We start from the raw sequence: 22601 nt of genomic DNA on the forward strand, positions 1-22601 counted from the left end.
TTACTAGCTAGTAAAGGGGGAGTTTTTCTATTAAAAATGAGAAGACCTTTCGGTCCTCTCCTAATCTGTTTATTTTTTAAGTGCTTCTTTGTAGCGAGCAACTTCCGCTTGATTAGCCCAAACATAGTGACCTGGACGAATTTCCACCATAGATGGTTTGTCTGTCTCATAGTCATGTTGGCTAGGGTCATAGACTTTCAAGACCTTCTTACGTTCCAAGATTGGATCTGGAATCGGTACAGCAGATAGAAGCGCTTGAGTGTACGGATGAACCGGATTGTTAAACAACTCCTCTGTCTCCGCTACTTCAACGATAACACCCTTATAGATAACTGCGATACGATCTGAGATAAAGCGAACAACTGACAAGTCATGCGCGATAAAGAGATAGGTCAAGCCCAATTCTTTTTGAAACTTCTTGAGCAAGTTCAAGACTTGCGCACGAACAGACACGTCCAAGGCTGAAATTGGCTCATCCGCAATAACGAAATCAGGTTCCATCACAAGAGCACGGGCAATCCCAATACGTTGACGTTGACCACCAGAAAACTCGTGTGGGTAACGGGTCAAGTGCTCTTTCAAAAGACCAACTTCATGAATCATCTTTTGAACTTTTTCTTTTCGCTCTTCTTCATCTTTGAACAAGTGGTAGTTGTAAAGACCTTCAGAGATGATATAGTCAACTGTCGCACGTTCATTTAAGCTGGCTGCAGGGTCTTGGAAAATCATCTGGATACGGCGGATCAACTCTGAAGATTCCTTATGAGATTTTTTCCCATTGATCTTATGACCGTCAAAGATGATTTCACCTTTACTAGTATTATTCAAACCAATAATGGCACGACCAATCGTCGTTTTCCCACTACCAGATTCACCAACGAGAGAGAAAGTTTCTCCCTTGTTGATAAAGAAGTTAGCGTTTTTAACGGCAACAAACTTCTTACTTCCTTCACCGAAGGAAATTTCTAAATCTTTAATTTCTACTAATTTTTCAGACATTTCCTTCCTCCTAGTCTTCTAGATGAGCAAAGCCCATTTTATCACGAATTTTATCATGTAAATCTGCGATGATTTCTGGTTTTTCAACCTTAGGAGCATTCTCATGAAGCAACCAAGTCTTAGCCCAGTGAGTATCAGTGACTGAAAACTGAGGTGCTTTCTGTTCAAAGTCAATTTGCATCGCATAATCTGAACGAAGGGCAAAGGCATCACCTTTCAACTCCGTATAAAGAGACGGCGGTGTTCCTGGGATAGAGTACAATTCCCCTTTATCATCAGCGAGCTGTGGCAAGCTAGACAAGAGACTCCAAGTATATGGATGACGTGGGTCGTAGAAGACTTCCTCAACAGTACCATATTCTACAATTTCACCAGCATACATAACCGCTACCTTGTCCGCAATACTTGCTACCACACCAAGGTCATGGGTGATAAAGATAATGGTGAAGTGGTACTCATTTTGCAAAGTTTTAAGCAAATCAATGATTTGCGCTTGAATGGTTACGTCAAGGGCCGTTGTTGGCTCATCACAGATCAAGATATCTGGACGACACGCAAGGGCAATGGCAATAACGATACGTTGGCGCATCCCTCCAGAATATTGGAAAGGATACTCGTCAAAACGTTTTTCAGCGTCTGGAATTCCGACCTTGTTCATATAGTCGATTGCCATTTCTTTGGCTTCCTTAGCTGTTTTCCCTTGGTGTTTAACGATAACTTCTGTGATTTGGCTACCGATTGTATTGATTGGGTCCAAACTTGTCATTGGGTCTTGGAAGATGGTCGCAATTTTAGCACCACGGATTTTCTCCCATTCTTTGTTCGAAGTCAAGGCTGTCAAGTCTTGTCCACGATAGTCGATGCTTCCTTGGGCAATGCGTCCATTATCTTCTAACATCCCTGTAAAGGTTTTTGTTAATACAGATTTACCAGAACCAGACTCACCTACCAAGGCAAGAACTTCTCCTTCAATCAGTTCTAGAGAAACGCCTCTGATAGCTGTTAGAACTTTGTCACGAACGTCAAATTCCACGACGATATCGCGAGCAGTCAAAATTACATTACTTTCTTTTGTCATGTCTACTCCTATCTATGTGTACGTGGATCACTAGCATCCGCTAAGTTCTGACCAACAACGAATAGAGATAGGGATACCAAAATCAAGGTTGTCAATGGAATCCAGAACAAGTACGCGTTGGTCGTAACGTTTTGTGAGTAATCTGAGATCAAACGTCCCAAACTTGGCACTGTTACAGGCAATCCCAATCCAAAGAAAGAAAGGAATGCCTCATAAGAGATAAAGCTTGGCAACATCAAGGTCATCGTAGAAACAATAACAGATACCAATTGTGGCATGATATTTTTAACGATGATTTTAAAGGTTGGTGTTCCAAGTGTTTGAGAAGCAAGGTTGTATTCCAAGTCACGGTAACGCATGATTTGAATACGAATTGAATAAGCAATACCGATCCAAGTCGTCACACTCATAGCGAAGATCAAATTCCAGAAACCAGCACCAATTGAGTAAGTCAAGACGATAACAATCAAGAGAGATGGAATGTTTGAAATAATGTTATAAACTTCCATCATGACGCGGTCAACAGATTTGGAAATCCCCCAAATTCCACCAACAATAACCCCAATTACAAGGTTAATAAAAGTGGCAATTACAGAGATAAGAATTGAATTACGCGCACCAAACCAAACCCCGTCAAACAAGGATTTACCATTACTATCTGTACCAAACCAATGTTCAGCATTGGGCTTGATAAAACGAGCACTAAAGTCATTGACCTTACTTACATCGTTGAAGTCAAAATCTGAGAACATTGGGTAAATAAAGCTCATCAAGATAATGGCAACCAAAATTCCTAGCATAATGACTGTTGATTTTTTCTTTAAAAACTGTCTAAATACAGAGCCCCAGTAAGAGTAGGCAGGAGCATCAATCGTTTCAGAGGCAAAATCATCACGTTTTACGAACTGAAATTTTTCTTTATCAATTGTTGACATTATTTGCCTCCTTTCTCTGTCAATTTAATACGTGGGTCAAGCATAGTCATCCAGATATCTCCTACAAAGAGTGAGAAGATAGAAATACATGTAAAGATGAAGACGAGACCAACTACCATTGAGTTATTTGATGCCTTAACAGAGTCAATCAACATTTTACCCATACCTGGGAAGGCGAAGACTGTTTCTGTCAATGTTGCACCACCAATAACCCCGATTACGGCACCTGGAATACCTGAAACCAAAGGAACCATGGCATTTTTAAAGACGTGTTTATTTGAGATTTCTTTTTCAGATAAACCTTTTGCACGAGCAAAACGGACAAAGTCCTGAGATTGCAAGTCAATCATGTAACGACGAATCCAGATTGCTGTACTTGGTGCTCCCAGCAAACCTAGAATGACTGCTGGCAAGACATAGGAACGCCAATCTCCAGCACCTAGGATAGGGAATGAGTCTGGAAGACCAATAGATGAGCCAATCAAACGCACGATATAAACCAAGGCAATCGTTGGAAGGGCAAGCAAGAAGGTTAGAACACCTGTTGAGAAGCTATCAATCCAAGTATTCTTGTGGCGAGCCATAGCAGATCCAAGAGGAATCGCAATAGCATAAGAAATAATCAAACCAATCAAACCAGCAACAGCTGAACTTGCAATCATAGATGGATATTGGTAGTTACTTTCTGTAGCTGTATATGGATCGTCTTTACCATAGTTAGCTATTTCACGCGCATCTGCTTGACTTGGAGATTTGTAGGTACGAGAGTAAATATCTACAGACGAAGTCTTTTTACCAGTAGGGAATTGAACTTCTGATGTCTTAGTTTGTCCTTGACCTTGTGTGATAACTTGAAGCACTGGCGTGTTCGCATAAGTTGGGTAAGAGTCACCCAAGTTAATGTTCACAAAGTTTTGGTGTACAAACGGGAATTGATTGTTGAAATACAAAAGGTATTTATGTTTGGTACCTGAACCAACCAATGACCAACCGATAGCAGGGTCATTTTCAAAACGAAGATAACGTTCCAAGTTTGGATTTTCAGGGTCTTGAATCTTGTTTGTATGATCAATATCAAGTAAGTTTGCATAGAATTTGAAAACACGTTCAAAAATTGGAATTTCACGCGTAGCATAGAACTGACCACTCTCTGAAAAGACACCTAACGTCCAACCATTACCGAGTTGGTTGATGTATTTTTCGTAGATTGCCTTATTGGTGTCATTGGCATCTACTGTTACAGATGAGTCCATTGTGCTAGCTTTTTCTTGCAACTCCTTGGTATCGTAATACTCAATATAGCCCATACGTTCATAAACGGTATTCTCATAATTATCCCGCTTATCTGGAGTCGTTGCAATCTTGTTGTAGTTGGTATCCTGCTTGAAAATCAGTTTTCGAGGAACCATCGTATAGATAATCGTGTAGGTCAAGGTTGTCACCAAGAAAATAGACAACAATGAGCGCAAGACACGCATAAAAATATATTTTTTCATATCGTTTCCTTTTAAAATCCCAAAAGAACCTTCTCCTCATGGAGAGAAAGTTCTCTTGAGAGTTATTTATTTAACGTGATTCGTCAATTCTTTTTGAACTTTTTCGTTTGATTCTTTTTTCTCTTTGAGCCATTTCTCACGAGCTTGTTCGTAATCAGCTTTCGTTACAACCTTGTCTTGCAACTGAATATACTTGAAGTATACATCTGAGCTCTTATCTCCAGACTGGCTGTATGATGCAGAGAATGGTACAACACGAGAAATGAATGGTGCAGCACCACTTGATGACATAGCTGGCAAGAAGAGTGAGCTATCTGTCAACCAAGCTTGAGCAGCCGCGTATTTTTCATAACGAACATTCAAATCGCTTGTTTCTTTAGCAGCTTCATCAACTAGCTTATCGTATTCTTTCAAACCAACTTGAGCAGTCGCAGCGTTATCTGCACCTTCGTAACCCATATATGTTTTTGTTTGTTCAGCATTCGTTGTTTTTAAGATATCAAGGTAAGTTGATGGATCTTCGTAGTCTGGGTTCCACCCAACTGCTCCTGAGAGATCCCAATCTTCTGCCGCAGCGCTTGCAGCATAGTAAGTGATATTGTTCAACTCATCTTTAGAAACTTGTTGGATATCAATGATTACATTGCCTTCGCCAAGTACTGTTTCAACTGATTGTTTGAAAGATTGGATACGTGCGATATAGTTTTTAGATGTTTGGTCTACTGGAATATCCAAGTGGATAGGGAATTTCACACCTTCTGCTTCCAATGCAGTTTTAGCTTTGGTAAATTCGGCTTTGGCTTTATCGGCGTTGAAGAGTCCATCTTGACCATCCGCAAAGTTTACATTCTTCCACTCATCACCATAAGTAGCCATCTTTTCAGTTACCAAGTCACCGAAAGTTTTTTCACCTGCAGAGACAAAACCTGGTTTCACAAAGAGGTTACGAACTGCAAGAGGAGCACCTTCTTTACCATTGATTTGTGCTGAGTAAGAAGTACGGTCAAAGGCAAAGTTCAAAGCCTGACGGAAATCCTTGTTAAGAAGAGCTTTCTTAGTAGAAGTCTTCTCTTCATCAGTTGTCTTAGAAGTGTATTTGTAACCTTGACGGTCAATATTCACACCCAAACCAGCAATCCCTGGTCCTGATGGAGTGTAGAAGATGTTATCCTTATAGCTTTCTGCTACCTTAGAATAGTTTGAACTTGTTGGGAAAAGGCGAGCATAGCTGTATGCTCCACTTGTAAAGTTACGTTCAATGGACTCTTGGTCTGACCCATCATAGAAAGCAAGGGTAACTTTATCAAGGTGAACATTATCCTTATCCCAGTACTGCTCATTCTTAGCAAATTCGATAGAAGATTTAGTAGTCAAACCTTTTAGCAAGAACGGACCATTATAAAGCAAGGACGTAGGATCTGTTGCTTTGGCAAAATCTGATCCTTTTGATTTTTCAAAATCTTCGTTCAATGGCCAGAAGATTGAATAAGCCATCTTAGAGTTCCAATATGGTTCTGGTTGGTTCAAGGTATACTCAAGAGTATAATCATCAACTGCCTTCACACCTACCGTAGAAAAGTCTTTTGAATTTCCAGACAAATAATCAGACAATCCTTTAACAGAAATTTCTGCTAGATATAGAGCTTCGGATTTCTTATCTGCTGCGTGTTTCAAACCATTTACGAAATCTTTAGCTGTTACTTCAGCGTACTCTTCTCCATCAGATGTCATCCATTTAACACCTTTACGGATTTTGTAAGTATAAGTCAAACCATCTTTTGAGACTGACCAGTCTTCTGCAACTGCGGGAGTCAAATTCCCATATTTGTCATTTGTGAAGAGACCATCAATACCGTTTGAAGTGGCAATCTTAGTACTTTGTTTACCTGAAATGAGGTAATCCAACGTTTCTGGGTCAGCTGAATAGATATAACCATAATTTTTTGGCGCCGTTGAATCAGATGATTTAGAACTGCAGGCAGCTAGTACGCCAGTCGCTAATAAGGCAACCCCTGCTACAACCAATACTCTGCTTTTTTTCATGTATATAACTCCTCTTGAAAAATTTAGGCTTATTGGAAATTATAACATATATCTTCTAAAAAGTAAACGAATTTTCAGAATATTTAGGCGTATATCTACAAAAAACTTCTCTTTGTCAGAATTTCCTCATTCTTTATTTGTATTTATAGGAAAAGAAAATTAATTTGTCTAGCTCTGTAAGCTTCATTTTTACAAGTTGCTTTTCCCTTTTTTCTTCACATGACATGATCTATCTTCTTAAATTGGATTTTAGAATAAGAAACTATTGACGGGAAATGATTTTCAAGGTATAATAATAAACGTTGAGGCGGTATAGCCAAGTGGTAAGGCACGGCTCTGCAAAAGCTTGATCGTCGGTTCAAATCCGTCTACCGCCTTTCAGTACCTGAATTAACAGGAATTATCCGAATAAAAAAGCCCGTAAAATCGGGCTTTTTTGTTATTCCAAATAGATAGGGATAACTGTATCTACCATATAGATTTACAAAAAGCAGCGACTCAAGTCACTGCTTTATTCTGTTTCTTCTTCAGTCTCTATTTCAGTGATTTGGACTTTTACCTTGGTAACACGTCCGTTTTTCACCTTGTCATTGGTTAGGATGATTTGTTTGTTTTGGCTGACCAATTCATAACTGAGTTTTTCAGTCGTTGGAATCATTCCCACACCCGTCAAATAATAACCGGCGATGGTATCAACATCATCACTTTCCAGTTCCACATCAAAGTAGTCATTAAAATCATTAAGATTCATGGTACCTTGAACGATATAGGTATCTTCTCCTATTTGATGGACTTCAATTTCAGCCTTGTCAGTCTCATCATCAATCTCACCAACAATTTCTTCTAAGAGGTCCTCCAGAGTTACCAAACCAGCCATTCCACCATATTCATCTAGTAAGATGGCCATTTGATTTTGGGTATTTCGAAGTTCTTTAAGAAGATCGTCCACAAAGATAGTCTCAGGAACAAACAGTGGCGTTTGGAGAATTCGTTTCCAGACAATATTGTCAAAGCCATCCACAAAAGCGGCATTCAACAAGCGCTTGGTGTGGATCAAACCAATAACATTATCCTTATCCCCATCATAAACAGGGATACGTGAGAAATTTTGCTTTAAAATACTCTCGATAATCGTTTGACTGTCATCCTGAATATCCACCATAAAGGCATCTGTTCGAGGCACCATTACCTCACGAGCCATTAGTTCATCTAAAGAAAAGACTCCCTGTAGCATTTCAATCTCATCTGCATCCAGCGTTTCTTCACTATTGGTAAGCATATACTCAATTTCATCACGTGTCATCTTTTCATCAGCATCATCAAAGGTCATTGGCGTCACACGGCTCAATAGATTCGTTGAGGCTGACAAAAGCCAAACAAAGGGACTGACAATTTTCCCCAAACCAATAATGACTGGTGCTGTTCGGATAGCCAAGGTATCTTTCAGATTTAGAGCAATTCTCTTGGGATAGAGTTCCCCAAAAACAATGGAAATATAGGTCAAAAACGCTAAAGATAGAAAACTTGCAATAGCGGAAGCTGTTTCACTGTTCCCTATCCAAGATGCAATTTCGCGTCCTAGAGTCTCCGCTAAACTGGCCCCAGACAAAATGGTAATTAACGTGATACCAACTTGAATCGTTGATAAAAAGTGGTTAGGATTTTCAAGTACCTTTAATAAACGGATGTAACGTTTGTCTCCCTCTTCTGCCTTTTGTTCTACTCGGGAACGGTTTAGTGACACCATTGCCATCTCAGTGGCTGAGAAAAAAGCATTTAACAAGGTCAAGATAAATAATAATACAAACTGTAGCAACAAATGCTGACTGCTCGGGTCTTCCATAGTCCTTCTCCTAAAATAGTATCTTGTGTTCCATTATATCATAAAATCGATCAGGATTCACATTATTTTTCATTTAAAGAACAACTCCCCTGCCTCTAGAAGACAAAGGAGCTGTTTTTATTATATCTATTGTTTCTAATCTGTCACTGTTACTTGACCCGTTTGGTAATCAAGCTGGATTCCCTTTTGAACATTGGGGATTAGGACATTGAATTCCAATTCGCCATCTGAAGACTTGGCTTCGATTTGTGAAGCCGATGGAACTAGGTCCTCATTTGTCGCATAGTGGAGCGTCACCCGATAACGGATCCTCTTGTTTTGGTCCAAGGCTTTTCTGACCAAACTCTCATAGTAGTTCTGACCTGTCGAATCTTCAGCCTGTGCTTGGTTTGCCCAAGCTGTCTGGACTGCAATGTTCTTGGGATTGCTAGTAGAGGCATCAAAACCATCCAGACCTCCTATCAAGGCATAGCCCAGCAGGTGTCCTCTATCAACTGCATGTGTATAGGCTCCCTTTAGATTCTTGACCTGATGCCATCCTGGTGGCGTCCAAGAGGTTGAGCCATTTCCAGTCTCTTCACGATTCTTATACTGCCGAGTCGCTTTGGATAAGATGGCATTGGCAACAGTTGGAACTGTTTCTTTTCCCACTGTCTTTGTTTTATTATCCGCATAGGGTTTGCTGGAAACCTTGGCATCTAGATTGGTTTTATTGCCATTGACAATGAAGGCCCCTGCTCCATTCCACTCAAGATCACCTTTTATTTGGTTTTTGATTGACTCGGTTAAGACACTTTCTGCCAACTCCTGACTAGGAGCTTCTGAAGCTTGTTTTTTCTGACTAACCTTTGTTCTAGGGGAGTTTGGCGCTGTCTGCATCTGCTTGATGTAGTAGCTTCCAGCAGCCAATAGTAAGAATAGAAGTAATCCTATCAGAGCTTGTCTTGTTTTTTTGTCCATTTTTCTCCTTATTTCTTTAGAAAAAGACTGGTCTCCCAGTCTAATTTCCTGTAAATTTGCTAATCAATTCCTGCCACTTTGCTGGAGACAAGATAGCCCATGGATCCTGTCCCTTTCCTAGGATGCCATAGCCTACCATCAAGCCGATTCCTAAAGCCAGAAAGCCTAGCAATAGTACGATAAAAATCAACAGTAAACGACGGAGTACATAGCGTAAGTTTTTATTCTTCTTCATCATTTGCCTCGATTCGCTGAATCTTCGCTCCTAGCTGAGCCAACTTCTCATGGAAGCGGTAGTAACCTCTATCAAGGTGGACTAATTTACCGACAACTGTTTCTCCTTGCGCCACCAAACCTGTCAAAATTAAAGCCGCACTAGCGCGAAGGTCCGTTGATAGAACTTCTGCCCCTTGCAAAGCCTGTCCCCCAACAATACGAGCTGTATCACGGATAATCTCTGAATGCAAGCCCATACGGCGCATTTCTTCCAAGTGTTGGAAGCGATTTTCAAACACCGTTTCCACCATGGTGGATTCCCCTTTTGCGACTGTCATCAGAGCTGTAAATTGTGCCTGCATATCTGTTGGAAATCCTGGGTGTGGTAAGGTTTTTACATGAACGGCCTTGAGATTTTCAAGTTGAGAACGAACACGGATACCTTCTGACTCCTCTGTCACTTCAACGCCCATTTCAAGTAGTTTTGAAATCAAGGGGCGATTATGTTCCCAAACTGCATCACGAACGAGGACATCGCCACCTGTCATAGCTGCAGCCACCATAAAGGTTCCAGCTTCAATACGGTCCTGTACTACAGTATGAGTCGTACCATGGAGGTCCTCGACACCAGTCACTGTGATTGTTTCAGTACCAGCTCCCTTGACCTTGGCTCCCATTTCATTAAGGAAGATAGCGAGATCAACAATTTCTGGCTCACGCGCAGCATTTTCAATCACTGTCACACCATCAGCTAGAGTTGCTGCCATCATCAAGTTTTGTGTTGCGCCGACACTAGGGAAGTCCATGTAGATATGAGCGCCATGCAAGTGGTCTGCCTTGGCTTCGATGTAGCCAGCTGTCTGAGTGATTTTAGCCCCCATAGCTTCCAAACCTTTGAGGTGGAGGTCGATGGGACGACTTCCAATAGTACAACCACCTGGCATGGATACCTTGGCATGACCTACACGAGCAAGGATTGGTCCCAAAACAACGATGGATGCACGCATCTTGCTGACATACTTGTATGGAGCTTCCTCCGTGATATCACCAGTCGCATCAACCTCGACAACATGAGCTTCCTCATCAAAGTCCACCTTGGCATTCAGACCACGAACTACTTGATTCATGGTGAACACATCTGACAAGATTGGGACATTTTGTAAGACTGTCTTACCCTTGCTTGCTAGAATAGTCGCTGCCAACAAGGGCAAGACTGCGTTCTTTGCCCCCTCGATGGTCACACTCCCAACCAGACGATTATCTCCGCCTTGAACCACAATTTTTTCCATAGTTGTTTCCTTTACTTTTGATTTTATAATAGTCCTCTAAGTGCTTCTTGCCACAGTTGGTACAAACTGATAAAGAATGAACTCAAGATATAGCCCATCACAATACTAAAGAAGCCGACCAACAAACGAACCTTTTTTGTGTTAGTAGCGTTCACTTTTAAAACCTTTTCCCATCTAACAAGATCCTTCAAAAGGTAAAAACTCAAATAAATAAAGAGTATATGACTACTTAGAGTGAATAATAATTGAACCATTTGACTATTATACCATCTTATCCGCTTGCGCGCTAGTTTTCAATTTTTCTACGAATTAGGGATTGTTTTTAAGGTAATCAATCGCATCCTGCAAGGTCTTAACGGGAACGATTTTCATCTCTGTTTTGATCGTTTTAGCAGCTTCTAGGGCTGTTTCATAGTTGCTTTTCGCATTGGGATCTGCTTTTTTTGCTTCCTCGGTGACTGGATTGTCAGGGGCAAAAAAGATGTTGGCTCCCTGACGAGAGGCTGCAACTACTTTTTTGTCAATTCCACCGATGTCGCCAACATTTCCATCGCGATCAATGGTTCCCGTTCCCGCAACGACGCGACCATTACGAAGTCCTGGATCTGCTATCTGGGTGTAAATAGCTAGACTAAACATGAGGCCTGCACTTGGCCCGCCGATACCAGCTGTTGAAAAGCGAATGGGAATGTCACTGGTCACTTCCGTACGGTCAATCAAACCAATCCCAATCCCGTTTTTCCCGTTTTCGAGAGTGATAATTTTACCTTCAGCAGACTTGACTTTTCCGTCTTCTTCATAGGTTACCTTGACCGTGTCCCCTAATTGTTGAGAGTTGACATAGTCGACCAAGTCTTTTGAACTGTCAAATGTTTTGTCATTAACAGCCGTCACGGTATCTGCAATGTTCAAAATGCCCTTAAAAGTTGAATTGTCCGTCACGGTCAAGACATAGACTCCCAGATACTTGAGTTCGATATCCTTGCCAGCCGTCTTCAATCCTTGATACTTGGCCATGTTTTGAGAAGTTTGCATGTAGAACTGATTGATTCGCATAAACTCTGCATCCGTAGAGCCACCCGTAGTCTCCTTGGCACTTCTAATATCCGTGAAAGGTGTTAACCAAGCATAAACAAGATGCGACAGGGTTGCGTGTCGAATCCCAACTGTCACAAACTGGTAAGCTCCTGCTTCCGTATCCTCTGTTTCATTGACTTTTAAAACTTGACGAATATCTTCCGCTCCACCTGGAACTTCTATGTAGTAGGGTAAAGGTACTACAAAAGCTAAAAAAGTCACTACTAGTGCTAGGATGACATATAAGGGCCATCTAGTTTTTTTCTTCATGTTCTAATTCCTCCACAACACTGTTTGGGACATATTGCTGAATCTCCTGACCAAACTTCAGAAGTTCTCTCACGGCTGAAGAGCTAATATAAAGATGCTCTGGGCGACTATATAGGTAAATGGTTTCGATTTCTGGAACCAGTTGATGATTATAGTAGTCAAAGCTAGACTCGTATTGCAAGTCTGTGGCATTCCGCAAGCCACGAACAAGGGTCTTAGCACCCAGTCTTCTTGCAACATCGACGACTAGCTGGTCATGAGAAGCTAGGACCTCTACATTATCTAAATGCGCCACAGCTTTTTCGACTGCCCGTTTGCGATTTTCAACAGGGAGAAAGCCTTGTTTGTGGGGATTGTAGAACACCCCGACATAAAGCTTATCAAAGAGTTTGCTGGCACGTTCAATGATATCCAGATGTCCATTTGTCATTGGATCAAATGAACCGGTAAATAATCCAATTTTATCTGACATAGACAGTCACCTTACTAATCCCATATATTTTTTCCTTCCATATGCCGAGGCAGGCAATTTCTTCTGGAAGTTCTACAGACTTATCGGTTTCGCAGACAACCATGATTTCTTCGGAAAATAGGTTTCTTTCTGCCATTTTTTCGATATCTGCAACGATTTGTTCCTTGGCATAGGGAGGGTCTAAAAAGACCAGGTCAAAGGGACCTGTCACCTGCTCCAAGGCCCGTTCAGCCTCCATCTTTAAGAGCTGAAATTTGGAAACTTCCTTGGTCATTTGGATATTTGCAGCGACGATAGCTTGTGCCCTTCTATCCCGTTCCACTAAGACAGCATGGGACATTCCTCTTGACACAGCTTCAATAGACAGACCACCACTGCCAGCATAGAGATCCAAGACACGACCGCCCTCAAAATAGGGACCTATCATGTTAAAGATAGCTCCACGCACCTTATCCGATGTCGGCCTCGTCGTCTTTCCTTCTAGCGTCTTGAGAGGACGCCCTCCGTAGATTCCTGATACGATTTTCATACCGTTTATTATACCAAATTATAGGCAAAAAGAGAAAGAAAACCGAACCTTGCGGTTCGATTCTCTACAAAATATTTTCGTACGTATCGCGAACTTCTTGAGGCCAAACACTGGTCTGAACCTCTCCGATGTGTTTCTTACGAAGAAGGAACATAGCCATCCGAGACTGTCCGATACCTCCACCAATTGTCAACGGGAAAAGACCGTTAAGCAGGGCTTTATGCCATTCCAGCTCGAGACGATCTTCGTCTCCTGTAAGAGCCACTTGGCGACGAAGGGTATCCTCATCTACCCGAATCCCCATAGAGGAAAGTTCAAAGGCACAACCAAGAGATTCGTTCCAAACTAGAATATCGCCATTCAACCCTTTGTAGCCATTTTCAGACTCTGTTGTCCAGTCATCGTAGTCAGGTGCACGGCCATCATGAGGCTTGCCATCGGGCAACTCGCCACCAATACCAATCAAGAAGACTGCACCGAACTCTTTACAGATCGCATTTTCACGCTCTTTCGGTGTTAGGTCTGGATAGCGTTCCACCAACTCTTCTGTATGGATAAAGGTGATTTGTTTTGGCAAGATGGATTCGATATCATAGCGCGCTTCTACGGCTAGCTCTGTCAGACGAATAGCCTTGTAAATCTTCTCAACGGTTTCTTTGAGATAAGCAATATTACGTTGACCGTTTGGAATCACTTTTTCCCAGTCCCACTGGTCTACATATACAGAGTGAGTCGCATCAAGCGAATCTTCGTCTGGACGAAGGGCCTTCATGTGGACGAAAAGACCTTCACCCTCACCAAAACCAAAACGAGCCAAGGTGTGGCGTTTCCATTTGGCTAGTGAGTGGACGACTTCATAAGTTTCATCTGGAATCTGCAAGACCTTTACGGATACTGGATGTTCGACACCGGACAGGTTATCCTGCATCCCATCACCAACCTTGCTCAAGATGGGACCTTGAACTTCAACAACTTCTAACTTATCTTTCAAATACTGGGTAAAGGTGTTTTTGACAAAGGAAATCTCTTCTTGCTGATGAATAAAACTTTTCTTCATAAACGGCTCCTCAAAAATTAGTTAAAAGCATTATACACCTATTTCCAAGAAAAGAAAAGAGTAAACGAGAAAAAGTCAGTGCTCTTTCGAACACTGACTCTGTCATTCATTAATCGTTTCGACCAAAGATTCGTAAGATGCTAAGGAAGAGGTTGATAAAGTCTAGGTAGATGCTGAGTGCCATTGAGATGACCCAACCTGTCGCTACTTGTCCTCGTGATTGCTCATAAACATAGCGAATCTTTTGGTTGTCCCAAGCAATCAAACCTGAGAAAACCAAGACCATAGCAATACTAATCATGTAGTCAAAGAAGCTATTGGCTAAAAATAGATTCACAACCATGGCAATGATGAGGCCGACAAGTGTTGCCATCAAAGCTCGTCCCATTCCACCCAAATCTTTCTTGGTGAAAATTCCGATTACCGCCATGATAAAGAAGAGAAGGGCACTAGATACAAAGGCTGATAAGACGGTCCCAGGTGTATAGAAGGCTACGACAAAACTAAGCGTAAATCCATTTAAAACAGAATAAACTAAAAATACTGGGAGAGCTGCTGGGCTGTTCTTCGCAGCCATGCTACTTGCAACAAAGACTAGAGCAAGTTCTGCAAAAGTTGCAACCATCAACCAGAGACGGCCATGCATTAAAAAGTAGACCAATTGGGACTGAAAGACTGTCAACATCAAAGCTGACACGAGAGCTGATAGGCCAATCCCAAGTCCCACAAAGGCATAAACCTTAGCGTAAAATTGATTGAGACCTGAACGTTCTTGAATAATCGTTTGATTCATTCTGATTCTCCTTTTCTCTATAAATATGTCTTGATTATAACAAAGATTTTATAAATCAGCTAAAATAAAACATCAATATACCTGCGGCAACTGCCACGTTGAGACTTTCTGCTCGACCTTTCATGCCAATATGAACCAGCTGTTCAGCACTCTCAACCATGACAGAACTAATCCCCTGTCCTTCATTTCCCATAACTAAAGCAAAGTTTTCTAGGGGAGAAAGATCACGATAATCCTTGGAATCTCTCGATAAAGTCGTTGCCAGAATGGGCAAGTTACTCTTCTTTGCCCCTTCTACAAAAGCGGCAACTGGCATACGATAGATGGGCAAGTGAAAATGACTTCCTTGCATGGAACGCAGGGTCTTGAGACTGTAGATATCTGCTGACTTATCTGAAACAATAACCCCTGTAAAACCTGCAGCATCCGCAGTTCGAATCATGGTGCCAACATTACCAGGATCTTGGACTTCCTCTAAAAATAGAAACTTACCCTGACGAAAATCAGGCAGTCCTATTTCCTCTTTTTGAATCACTGCAACAATCCCTTGAGGAGTTTGCGTATCTGCCAAATCCAGCAAAATCTCCTCTGAAACCCAGATAGTTTGAGGAAAAGCGACTAGCTGATCTCGGTAACTTTCTAAGGCAAAAATCTTCTCAATCGTTACTCCTGCTTGAACAGCTTCTTCAAACAAGTGCCAGCCCTCAATCAAATAGGCAGACTTTCGATATTTTTTTTGATGCAATTTCTTGGCATTTTTTACCACAGAATTGGCTTTTGAGGTTATAATAGTCATAGAAATATTATAACACAATCAAAGGGGTTTGGTATGCAAAAGGTTAGAATGATTGCCCAAGGTAGGGTGCAGGGTGTTGGTTTTCGCTGGGGTGTTTATACTTTAGCGCTTGAAATCGGTGGCATCACCGGTCGTGTCTGGAATAACGACGATGGCACAGTGGAAATTCTTGCTCAGGCAGACTCCTCTGCCACTATGGCAAAATTTATCCAAGAAATCCGAAAAGGTCCGACACCTTTTTCAAAAGTCACCTATCTAGATGTACAAATGAGCAACTTTTCATCCTATCCAGACTTCAAAGTCGCAAATTAGGTCTCCAGAACTATTGTATATTTTACAAAAAAACAGTAGAATAGAAAGGTATAATTTTTAAAGAAGGAATGAAAACATTGAAATCTATTAAACGTTTTGCCCTCTCTGCTATGGGAGTGGCTATGCTACTCGTCTTGACAGGCTGTGTCCAAGTAGACAAAGCAACAGGACAACCTACTGGTTTTATCTGGAACACTATCGGATCGCCTATGGCAGAGGCTATCAAGTACTTCGCTACTGATAAAGGTCTAGGCTTTGGTGTGGCTATCATTATCGTAACCATTATCGTGCGCTTGATTATCTTGCCACTTGGTATCTACCAATCATGGAAGGCAACGCTTCACTCTGAAAAGATGAATGCCCTCAAACATGTCCTTGAACCACATCAAACACGCCTTAAAGAGGCAACAACTCAGGAAGAAAAACTAGAAGCACAACAGGCTCTCTTTGCTGCACAAAAAGAAAACGGCATCAGCATGTTCGGTGGTGTAGGATGCTTCCCTATCCTCATTCAAATGCCTTTCTTCTCTGCTATCTACTTTGCAGCCCAATATACTGATGGAGTATCTAGCTCTACCTTCTTGGGTATCAATCTCGGTTCCCCAAGTATGATCCTTGTCGCCTTCGCTGGTATCCTCTACTATCTCCAATCACTCCTTTCACTTCACGGAGTAGAAGACGAGATGCAAAGAGATCAACTCAAGAAAATGATTTACATGAGCCCACTCATGATTGTCGTCTTCTCCCTCTTTGCCCCAGCCAGTGTGACACTTTACTGGGTTGTCGGTGGTTTCATGATGATTCTCCAACAGTTCATCGTTAACTATGTTGTTCGTCCAAAACTTCGTCAAAAAGTACGTGAAGAATTTGCCAAAAACCCACCAAAAGCAAGTTCATTTTCAACTGGAGGCGGGCGCAAAGATGTCACTCCTGACCAAGCAACTGCTATCATAACCAATAAGAAACATAAAAAACGCAATTCTGGAAAACAACGTTCTAGAAAATAAGAAAAAGGCTTAGCTGAGAGGCTAAGTCTTTTTGTATCACAAAAGCCCGATGTCTCCATCAGGCTTCTTTTTATCCATGAACACGTTTCATGTAATCTTGGTAACTTTCTGTGTCCATGAGTTTTTTGGCATTCTTGACACGGTCTGCTGTTGGTGGTTTTACCCCTTCAAGTGAGTATGGAATTCCAAGTTCACGCCACTTGAATTCTCCCATAGTGTGATAAGGTAGGATTTCAAACTTGTCAACGTTTTTGAGGGTTTTGACAAATTTCCCAAGTTCAATCAAGTCCTCATCTCTGTCTGTCAAGCCTGGAACCAGCACATGGCGAATCCAAACAGGTTTCCCAATATCTGATAGATATTTTGCACAAGCCAAGATGTTTTTATTGGTTTGACTGGTAACGATCCTGTGTTGTTCATCGTTGATTTCCTTGATATCCAAGAGAACCAAATCTGTCACTGCCATGAGTTTATTAAACTTTTCGAGATAACGTGGTTTATTACGGAACGGAAGGGCACAAGTATCCAAGGTACAGTGGATTCCTTTTTCCTTGGCCTTGGTAAAAAGGGCAATCAAGAAATCAATCTGTAAGAGGGCTTCTCCTCCACTGACAGTGATTCCTCCCTTGTCTCCCCAGAAACCACGGTAGCGAAGGGCTTCTGACAAAACATCGTCTACTGTCCGTCTTCGTGATTTATTGGTCTCCATAGCCCATGTATCGGGGTTATGGCAGTACTGGCAACGCATCTGACAGCCCTGTAAAAAGACAATAAACCGAATCCCAGGGCCATCTACCGCCCCAAAACTCTCTGTCGAATGCACCATTCCTGTCACTTGTCCATAGTCAATTGTTTCTTCAGACATATCGTCACCTTCCTTGAAACCGTTTTATAGTTTTATTATATCACGAGTAAGGTGAAAAACAAGGTTTTTTTGTCTATTTTTTAGAAAGCAATCTGTTTTTCACTTTCATTTTCAATTTCTTTTACTGATCCGATTCAAAATCAAAACCATACAAGGTTGCGAAATAGTCCTCAGGGCGCTCTGCACGGCGGATTTGGCGAGCTTTTCCTTCTTCGGTATAAAGGATTTCTGCCGAGCGTAATTTTGCATTGTACTGGTAACCCATGGAGAATCCATGTGCACCTGTATCATGAATCACTAGCAAATCACCGATTTCTGTATGAGGTAGCTCGCGATTCACTGCAAATTTATCATTGTTTTCACAGAGTGAACCAACCACATCTACCACCTCAATAGGTCCATCTGGATGGGTCAGATTGGTGATATGGTGGTAGGCTCCATACATGGCTGGGCGCATGAGGTTGACTGCTGATGCATCCACACCCAGATAGGTACGATAGGTTTTTTTCTTATGAGTGACTCTTGTGACGAGAGCTCCGTGAGGGGCTAACATAAAGCGGCCTAATTCTGTGAAAATCTTAACCTGACCAAGTCCTGCAGGTGTAAGAACTTCCTCATAAACCTTACGCACCCCTTCACCAATCACAGCGATATCATTTGGCTCCTGCTCAGGACGATAGTTGACACCAATACCGCCGGAAAGATTGATAAAGTCTAGCGAAATACCCAACTTTTCCTTGATCTCAACAGCCAATTCAAAAAGCTGACGCGCCAACTCTGGGTAGTAGAGATGGGTCACGGTATTGGATGCTAGGAAGGAGTGAATCCCAAAAGTCTTGGCTCCTTTTTCCTTCAAAATCGCAAAGGCTTCAAAAAGCTGGTCCTTGGTCATCCCAAACTTGGCTTCTCCAGGATTGTCCATAATATCTGTTCCCAGTTCAAAAACACCGCCAGGATTGTAACGACAAGAGATGATTTCTGGAATGCCTGCTGCACGCTCTAGATGTTCAATATCTTCAAAAGCATCCAAGTTAATGGTCGCACCCAATTCACGCGCATAAGCGTACTCTTGGTCTGGCGTATTGTTTGATGAGAACATGATCTCAGAACCGGGGAAATCCAGTTTATGGCTCATCAAAAGTTCCACATAACTAGAACAGTCCACACCACAACCTTCCTCTTGGAGGATTTTCAAGATGGCTGGGGTTGGAGTGGCCTTGACGGCAAAATATTCTTTGAATCCCTTATTCCAAGAAAAGGCCTGGTTGACTGCTCTTGCTTTTTCACGAATCCCCTTCTCATCATACAAGTGAAAGGGAGTCGGGAACTCTGCAACGATTGTTTCTAAATCTTCACGGCTGATAAATGGTGTTTTCATAAGCATCCTTCTATTCTGTTTGCAAAGAAAGGCTGGGACAATCGTTCCAACCTTTAGTTCTATCTCTTATTTGTCTTCGTCAAAGATATTTCCAATCTCAACATCGATGGATTGGTTCTTAACATCAATATTGGTTACTTTCAAGAGTGACTTGTAATCGAACTGCTTTTCACGTTCTTCTTGGGCATTGTCTGCAAAGACTGCGACACCAGCTAGTTCAGAATCGAATTCACGCAAGAGACTAATCATCCCGTTGACAGTTCCGCCGCCTTTCAAGAAGTCATCCACAATCAAGACACGACTGCCTGCCTTGAGACTGCGTTTTGAAAGGAACATTTTCTCAATGCGGTCACCACTGGAACCTGAAACATAGTTGACGCTGACCGTTGAACCTTCGGTAATTTTCAAGTCACGACGCACAATGACAAATGGAACGTTGAGGACATTGGCAACTGCATTTGCGAGTGGCACACCTTTTGTTGCTACTGTCATAACGGCATCGATTTTTTGGTCCATAAAACTCTTGGCAATGATGCGCCCAATATTTTTCAAAATAGCAGGTGTGCTGAGCAAATCAGACAGGTAGATGTAGCCACCTGGCAAGATACGGTCACTTTCTGAAAGTTTATCACGCAAGTCTGCGATCATTTCTTTGGCTTCATGACTCGAGATTGATGGTGTAAAGATAACGCCACCACCTGCTCCAGTTACAGTCTGAATATGGCCGATTTCGATTTCCTCAAAGGCACGCTTGATAATCACGATGTCCTCTGAAATCGATGATTTAGCAGATTCGTACTTTTCTGCAAAGGTATTGAGACTTGTTAGTTTGTATGGATTATTAATCAAATAGTTGGAAATGACAACCATCCGATCACTTCTTCTTAATTTCATTTTTATTTACCATTCCATTTAATTTTGATATTTTATCCATTATACCATATTCACATAAAAAAACGAACATTATTGCGTAAAAAATGCTCGTTTTTCTTAAATCATTAATCTAAATCTGGTTTATAGAAGGAACGATTGTCCATAGCGAAGATTTTATTGGTCATCTCTCCTTTATCCACCAAAGCTAAAGCTGTTGACATCATCATCATGCTGGCATCTAGATTATCAATCATATGAATAATCTCTGCCTCCATAATGCGTGGACGGACTGGACTTCCATACTCCAGCAAGCCATGGTGGCTGAGGATGACATGGCGCAGTAACACCACTTCTTCTCTAGTATCATCGATGCCCAGTTCCATGACTGTCTTGGTAATTTCACTATCGACGAGAGCGATATGTCCAAGTAGATTGCCTCGCACTGTGTACTCCGTCTGGTCTGGTCCACTGAGTTCTAAAACCTTGGCCAAGTCGTGCAGCATAATCCCCGCATAGAGGAGGCTCTTGTTGAGCTGAGGATAGATCTCACTAATGGCATCTGCCAAGCGCACCATGGTTGCTGTATGATAGGCTAAACCTGTTTCAAAGGCGTGGTGGTTGGTCTTGGCAGCTGGATAGGAGTAGAATTCCTTATCATACTTGGTGTAGAGACTGCGAACGATACGCTGCCAGACAGGATTTTCAATCTTGAAAATCATTTGCGACATGTAGTCACGGATTTCCTTGACATCGACTGGTGACTTGACCTTGAAGTCAGCTGGATCATTGGGTTCCCCAGGCTGAGGCAAGCGGAGAGTAATTTGATTGACTTGAGGAGTGTTGTTATAAACTTCTCGACGTCCCTGCATGTGGACGACTTTCCCTGCAGTAAAGGCCTCAACGTTATGAGGTTGGGCATCCCAGAGCTTCCCTTCAATCTCGCCGCTATCGTCTTGGAAGGTAAAGGCTAGGTAGTTTTTCCCAGCACGCGTCTGTCTTAGGTCAGCTGATTTGATCAGGTAAAAACCTTCAAACAGCTCATCTTTTTTCATGTGACTAATCTTCATATTCTTCCTCATTTTCTTGGAAATGGAGTAGATCAAGCGCAGGCTCACCTTCTGATAACTCAATGTGACGGAGCGTCCGCTCAATAGCTGTGGTACGACGGTTTAATAATTCATCAATATTGCCAGAGGCATGTTGGAGATGCTTTTGTGCCTTGACTAGAATGCCTCCGAACTTGCCAAACTCGGTCTTGACGCTGGCAAGAGTCTTGCTGATATGGTCGGCACTCTTTTGGATATTGAGAGTCTTGAAGCCAACTGATAGGGAATTAAGCAGGGCTGATAGGGTACTTGGACCTGCGACAATAATCTGCTCTTCCCGTCTCAAATCATCAAAGAAGACCGGATTGCGGACGATTTCTGAGTAGAGACCCTCCGTCGGAACAAACAAGACTCCAAAATTGGTCGTCCGAGGCGGCGCTATATACTTGCTCTTGATATCCTTGGCGAAACGCTTAACGCTAGCTAGGAGTGACTTGCGACAACGTTCGATTTCGTCCTTATCGCCTGCTTCATAGGCTTCTTCTAAGCGGTAATAATCCGCCAGTGGAAACTTGGAATCAATTGGTAGATAGACGTATTCCTGGTCGCCTTGCCCAGGCAACTTGATGGCGTATTCCACTCGTTCACTGGAGTTTTCAACCGTTGCATATTCTCGTTCGTACTGGGTAGGCGTCATGATGTCTTCGATGATTTGCCCCAGTTGCAATTCACCCAGAATGCCTCGCGTTTTGGTTCCAGAGAGAACCTTATTAAGGGCACCGACATCGCGGGCAACTGTCTGCATCTCTCCCAAACCTCGATTGACCGACTCCAGTTGCTTGGAAACTGTCTCGAAGGAGGCTTGTAAACGTGTCTGCAAAGTCTTTTCTAGTTTTTCCTCGACTGTTTGGCGCATTTGTTCTAGGCGTTGCTCATTTGATTCCTGCAAAGCTTGGAGACGTTGGTCGGTCTTGTCTCTAGTTTGCAAAAGATTATCTGTCATTTCTTGACGGACTTGAGTCAGGCCTTGGTGCAACTCCATTCGCACTTCCTGCAAACGATCGCTGACAGCCACTTCCAAGTCTTTTTGATCTAGCTGACTGGCTTGCCTAGCTTGTTCAAAGCGATAATCCAGTTGATCTGAAAGATTGTCTGCTTGATCCTCCAAGCTCTTACTTAGATGTTTTTCCTGTTTATCCTGTCTCTGCCAAATCAGAAAGAGACCAGCTAGATTGGCAATTAATAATAGTAATAATACAGTCTCCAT

Annotated in this window: 23 protein-coding genes and 1 tRNA gene; 3 read left to right on the forward strand and 21 right to left on the reverse strand. The window is 42.1% G+C overall.

The annotated features are described in order from the left end of the window. Positions 1 to 69: 69 nt before the first annotated feature. The 5 genes from HMPREF1516_RS00780 to HMPREF1516_RS00800 all read right to left on the reverse strand — a co-directional run bounded on the left by HMPREF1516_RS00780 (position 70) and on the right by HMPREF1516_RS00800 (position 6551). Positions 70 to 999, reverse strand: a complete 930-nt coding sequence (locus HMPREF1516_RS00780) for an ATP-binding cassette domain-containing protein (protein WP_001291314.1) — start codon at positions 997 to 999, stop codon at positions 70 to 72. Between the two features lie 10 nt (positions 1000 to 1009). Further along, entirely contained in the window at positions 1010 to 2077 is a 1068-nt protein-coding gene (locus tag HMPREF1516_RS00785) for an ABC transporter ATP-binding protein (protein ID WP_000159803.1), read from the reverse strand. 8 nt (positions 2078 to 2085) lie between these two features. Beyond that, positions 2086 to 3012, reverse strand: a complete 927-nt coding sequence (oppC, locus tag HMPREF1516_RS00790) for an oligopeptide ABC transporter permease OppC (RefSeq protein WP_000103693.1) — start codon at positions 3010 to 3012, stop codon at positions 2086 to 2088. Beyond that, positions 3012 to 4508, reverse strand: a complete 1497-nt coding sequence (locus HMPREF1516_RS00795; RefSeq protein ID WP_000759887.1) for an ABC transporter permease — start codon at positions 4506 to 4508, stop codon at positions 3012 to 3014. Before HMPREF1516_RS00795 ends, oppC begins: the two co-directional genes overlap by 1 nt. A 66-nt stretch (positions 4509 to 4574) precedes the next feature. Then, complete coding sequence (locus HMPREF1516_RS00800; protein ID WP_033605585.1) at positions 4575 to 6551, reverse strand: peptide ABC transporter substrate-binding protein; 1977 nt, start codon at positions 6549 to 6551, stop codon at positions 4575 to 4577. 306 nt (positions 6552 to 6857) lie between these two features. Here HMPREF1516_RS00800 and HMPREF1516_RS00805 point away from each other — a divergent pair. After that, positions 6858 to 6928 (forward strand) — tRNA-Cys (locus HMPREF1516_RS00805). Between the two features lie 134 nt (positions 6929 to 7062). Here HMPREF1516_RS00805 and HMPREF1516_RS00810 read toward each other — a convergent pair. The 11 genes from HMPREF1516_RS00810 to HMPREF1516_RS00855 all read right to left on the reverse strand — a co-directional run bounded on the left by HMPREF1516_RS00810 (position 7063) and on the right by HMPREF1516_RS00855 (position 15853). Continuing rightward, positions 7063 to 8394 carry a hemolysin family protein gene (locus HMPREF1516_RS00810; protein ID WP_000390009.1) on the reverse strand — a complete coding sequence of 444 codons (1332 nt, stop codon included), beginning with the start codon at positions 8392 to 8394 and terminating at the stop codon, positions 7063 to 7065. Between the two features lie 135 nt (positions 8395 to 8529). Beyond that, a complete protein-coding gene (locus HMPREF1516_RS00815; protein ID WP_033605586.1) occupies positions 8530 to 9354 on the reverse strand; it encodes a DNA/RNA non-specific endonuclease in 825 nt (274 codons plus the stop codon). Between the two features lie 40 nt (positions 9355 to 9394). After that, the gene (locus HMPREF1516_RS00820; protein WP_000739701.1) at positions 9395 to 9589 is read right to left on the reverse strand and encodes a DNA-directed RNA polymerase subunit beta; all 195 of its coding nucleotides are present in this window, start codon (positions 9587 to 9589) and stop codon (positions 9395 to 9397) included. Then, a complete protein-coding gene (murA, locus tag HMPREF1516_RS00825; RefSeq protein WP_000411915.1) occupies positions 9576 to 10859 on the reverse strand; it encodes a UDP-N-acetylglucosamine 1-carboxyvinyltransferase in 1284 nt (427 codons plus the stop codon). The genes HMPREF1516_RS00820 and murA overlap by 14 nt, the downstream gene beginning before the upstream one ends. Before the next feature lie 23 nt (positions 10860 to 10882). After that, positions 10883 to 11113 carry a DUF1146 family protein gene (locus HMPREF1516_RS09705; RefSeq protein ID WP_080619411.1) on the reverse strand — a complete coding sequence of 77 codons (231 nt, stop codon included), beginning with the start codon at positions 11111 to 11113 and terminating at the stop codon, positions 10883 to 10885. Between the two features lie 55 nt (positions 11114 to 11168). Next, a complete protein-coding gene (locus HMPREF1516_RS00830) occupies positions 11169 to 12206 on the reverse strand; it encodes a SepM family pheromone-processing serine protease (protein WP_033605587.1) in 1038 nt (345 codons plus the stop codon). Beyond that, positions 12190 to 12678, reverse strand: a complete 489-nt coding sequence (gene coaD, locus HMPREF1516_RS00835; protein ID WP_033605588.1) for a pantetheine-phosphate adenylyltransferase — start codon at positions 12676 to 12678, stop codon at positions 12190 to 12192. Before coaD ends, HMPREF1516_RS00830 begins: the two co-directional genes overlap by 17 nt. Continuing rightward, the gene (gene rsmD, locus HMPREF1516_RS00840; protein WP_000706949.1) at positions 12668 to 13207 is read right to left on the reverse strand and encodes a 16S rRNA (guanine(966)-N(2))-methyltransferase RsmD; all 540 of its coding nucleotides are present in this window, start codon (positions 13205 to 13207) and stop codon (positions 12668 to 12670) included. The genes coaD and rsmD overlap by 11 nt, the downstream gene beginning before the upstream one ends. A gap of 64 nt (positions 13208 to 13271) precedes the next feature. Further along, entirely contained in the window at positions 13272 to 14264 is a 993-nt protein-coding gene (asnA, locus tag HMPREF1516_RS00845; RefSeq protein WP_000747987.1) for an aspartate--ammonia ligase, read from the reverse strand. 109 nt (positions 14265 to 14373) lie between these two features. Further along, complete coding sequence (locus tag HMPREF1516_RS00850) at positions 14374 to 15057, reverse strand: Bax inhibitor-1/YccA family protein (RefSeq protein WP_001076874.1); 684 nt, start codon at positions 15055 to 15057, stop codon at positions 14374 to 14376. 55 nt (positions 15058 to 15112) lie between these two features. Then, positions 15113 to 15853, reverse strand: coding sequence for a TrmH family RNA methyltransferase (locus HMPREF1516_RS00855; RefSeq protein ID WP_033605589.1), 741 nt, complete (start codon positions 15851 to 15853; stop codon positions 15113 to 15115). A gap of 33 nt (positions 15854 to 15886) precedes the next feature. Between HMPREF1516_RS00855 and HMPREF1516_RS00860 the strand changes: the two genes are divergently transcribed. Both HMPREF1516_RS00860 and yidC read left to right on the forward strand, forming a co-directional pair. Then, positions 15887 to 16165: an acylphosphatase gene (locus tag HMPREF1516_RS00860; protein WP_001174619.1), complete on the forward strand. Its 279-nt coding sequence runs from the start codon at positions 15887 to 15889 to the stop codon at positions 16163 to 16165. A 77-nt stretch (positions 16166 to 16242) separates the two neighbouring features. Beyond that, the gene (gene yidC / locus HMPREF1516_RS00865) at positions 16243 to 17172 is read left to right on the forward strand and encodes a membrane protein insertase YidC (RefSeq protein ID WP_000835958.1); all 930 of its coding nucleotides are present in this window, start codon (positions 16243 to 16245) and stop codon (positions 17170 to 17172) included. A gap of 70 nt (positions 17173 to 17242) precedes the next feature. Here yidC and pflA read toward each other — a convergent pair whose 3' ends face one another. The 5 genes from pflA to rmuC all read right to left on the reverse strand — a co-directional run bounded on the left by pflA (position 17243) and on the right by rmuC (position 22601). Beyond that, positions 17243 to 18037 (reverse strand): pyruvate formate-lyase-activating protein, encoded by a 795-nt coding sequence (gene pflA / locus HMPREF1516_RS00870; protein WP_001288284.1) that lies wholly within the window; start codon positions 18035 to 18037, stop codon positions 17243 to 17245. Between the two features lie 121 nt (positions 18038 to 18158). Beyond that, a complete protein-coding gene (locus HMPREF1516_RS00875; protein ID WP_033605590.1) occupies positions 18159 to 19415 on the reverse strand; it encodes a diaminopimelate decarboxylase in 1257 nt (418 codons plus the stop codon). 66 nt (positions 19416 to 19481) lie between these two features. Then, positions 19482 to 20309 (reverse strand): pur operon repressor, encoded by an 828-nt coding sequence (gene purR / locus HMPREF1516_RS00880; RefSeq protein ID WP_002874197.1) that lies wholly within the window; start codon positions 20307 to 20309, stop codon positions 19482 to 19484. Between the two features lie 104 nt (positions 20310 to 20413). Then, positions 20414 to 21355: a 3'-5' exoribonuclease YhaM family protein gene (locus tag HMPREF1516_RS00885; protein WP_000703211.1), complete on the reverse strand. Its 942-nt coding sequence runs from the start codon at positions 21353 to 21355 to the stop codon at positions 20414 to 20416. Further along, positions 21345 to 22601 (reverse strand): DNA recombination protein RmuC, encoded by a 1257-nt coding sequence (gene rmuC, locus HMPREF1516_RS00890; protein ID WP_000450913.1) that lies wholly within the window; start codon positions 22599 to 22601, stop codon positions 21345 to 21347. The genes HMPREF1516_RS00885 and rmuC overlap by 11 nt, the downstream gene beginning before the upstream one ends.

The organism is Streptococcus sp. CM6, assembly GCF_000526095.1.
GTDB lineage: Bacteria > Bacillota > Bacilli > Lactobacillales > Streptococcaceae > Streptococcus > Streptococcus oralis_BW.

Bases quoted from the DNA above. Each gene is read 5' to 3' on its own strand.
- HMPREF1516_RS00780 (WP_001291314.1), bottom strand. From the start codon at position 999: ATGTCTGAAAAATTAGTAGAAATTAAAGATTTAGAAATTTCCTTCGGT.
- HMPREF1516_RS00785 (WP_000159803.1), bottom strand. From the start codon at position 2,077: ATGACAAAAGAAAGTAATGTAATTTTGACTGCTCGCGATATCGTCGTG.
- oppC (WP_000103693.1), bottom strand. From the start codon at position 3,012: ATGTCAACAATTGATAAAGAAAAATTTCAGTTCGTAAAACGTGATGAT.
- HMPREF1516_RS00795 (WP_000759887.1), bottom strand. From the start codon at position 4,508: ATGAAAAAATATATTTTTATGCGTGTCTTGCGCTCATTGTTGTCTATT.
- HMPREF1516_RS00800 (WP_033605585.1), bottom strand. From the start codon at position 6,551: ATGAAAAAAAGCAGAGTATTGGTTGTAGCAGGGGTTGCCTTATTAGCG.
- HMPREF1516_RS00810 (WP_000390009.1), bottom strand. From the start codon at position 8,394: ATGGAAGACCCGAGCAGTCAGCATTTGTTGCTACAGTTTGTATTATTA.
- HMPREF1516_RS00815 (WP_033605586.1), bottom strand. From the start codon at position 9,354: ATGGACAAAAAAACAAGACAAGCTCTGATAGGATTACTTCTATTCTTA.
- HMPREF1516_RS00820 (WP_000739701.1), bottom strand. From the start codon at position 9,589: ATGAAGAAGAATAAAAACTTACGCTATGTACTCCGTCGTTTACTGTTG.
- murA (WP_000411915.1), bottom strand. From the start codon at position 10,859: ATGGAAAAAATTGTGGTTCAAGGCGGAGATAATCGTCTGGTTGGGAGT.
- HMPREF1516_RS09705 (WP_080619411.1), bottom strand. From the start codon at position 11,113: ATGGTTCAATTATTATTCACTCTAAGTAGTCATATACTCTTTATTTAT.
- HMPREF1516_RS00830 (WP_033605587.1), bottom strand. From the start codon at position 12,206: ATGAAGAAAAAAACTAGATGGCCCTTATATGTCATCCTAGCACTAGTA.
- coaD (WP_033605588.1), bottom strand. From the start codon at position 12,678: ATGTCAGATAAAATTGGATTATTTACCGGTTCATTTGATCCAATGACA.
- rsmD (WP_000706949.1), bottom strand. From the start codon at position 13,207: ATGAAAATCGTATCAGGAATCTACGGAGGGCGTCCTCTCAAGACGCTA.
- asnA (WP_000747987.1), bottom strand. From the start codon at position 14,264: ATGAAGAAAAGTTTTATTCATCAGCAAGAAGAGATTTCCTTTGTCAAA.
- HMPREF1516_RS00850 (WP_001076874.1), bottom strand. From the start codon at position 15,057: ATGAATCAAACGATTATTCAAGAACGTTCAGGTCTCAATCAATTTTAC.
- HMPREF1516_RS00855 (WP_033605589.1), bottom strand. From the start codon at position 15,853: ATGACTATTATAACCTCAAAAGCCAATTCTGTGGTAAAAAATGCCAAG.
- HMPREF1516_RS00860 (WP_001174619.1), top strand. From the start codon at position 15,887: ATGCAAAAGGTTAGAATGATTGCCCAAGGTAGGGTGCAGGGTGTTGGT.
- pflA (WP_001288284.1), bottom strand. From the start codon at position 18,037: ATGTCTGAAGAAACAATTGACTATGGACAAGTGACAGGAATGGTGCAT.
- HMPREF1516_RS00875 (WP_033605590.1), bottom strand. From the start codon at position 19,415: ATGAAAACACCATTTATCAGCCGTGAAGATTTAGAAACAATCGTTGCA.
- purR (WP_002874197.1), bottom strand. From the start codon at position 20,309: ATGAAATTAAGAAGAAGTGATCGGATGGTTGTCATTTCCAACTATTTG.
- HMPREF1516_RS00885 (WP_000703211.1), bottom strand. From the start codon at position 21,355: ATGAAGATTAGTCACATGAAAAAAGATGAGCTGTTTGAAGGTTTTTAC.
- rmuC (WP_000450913.1), bottom strand. From the start codon at position 22,601: ATGGAGACTGTATTATTACTATTATTAATTGCCAATCTAGCTGGTCTC.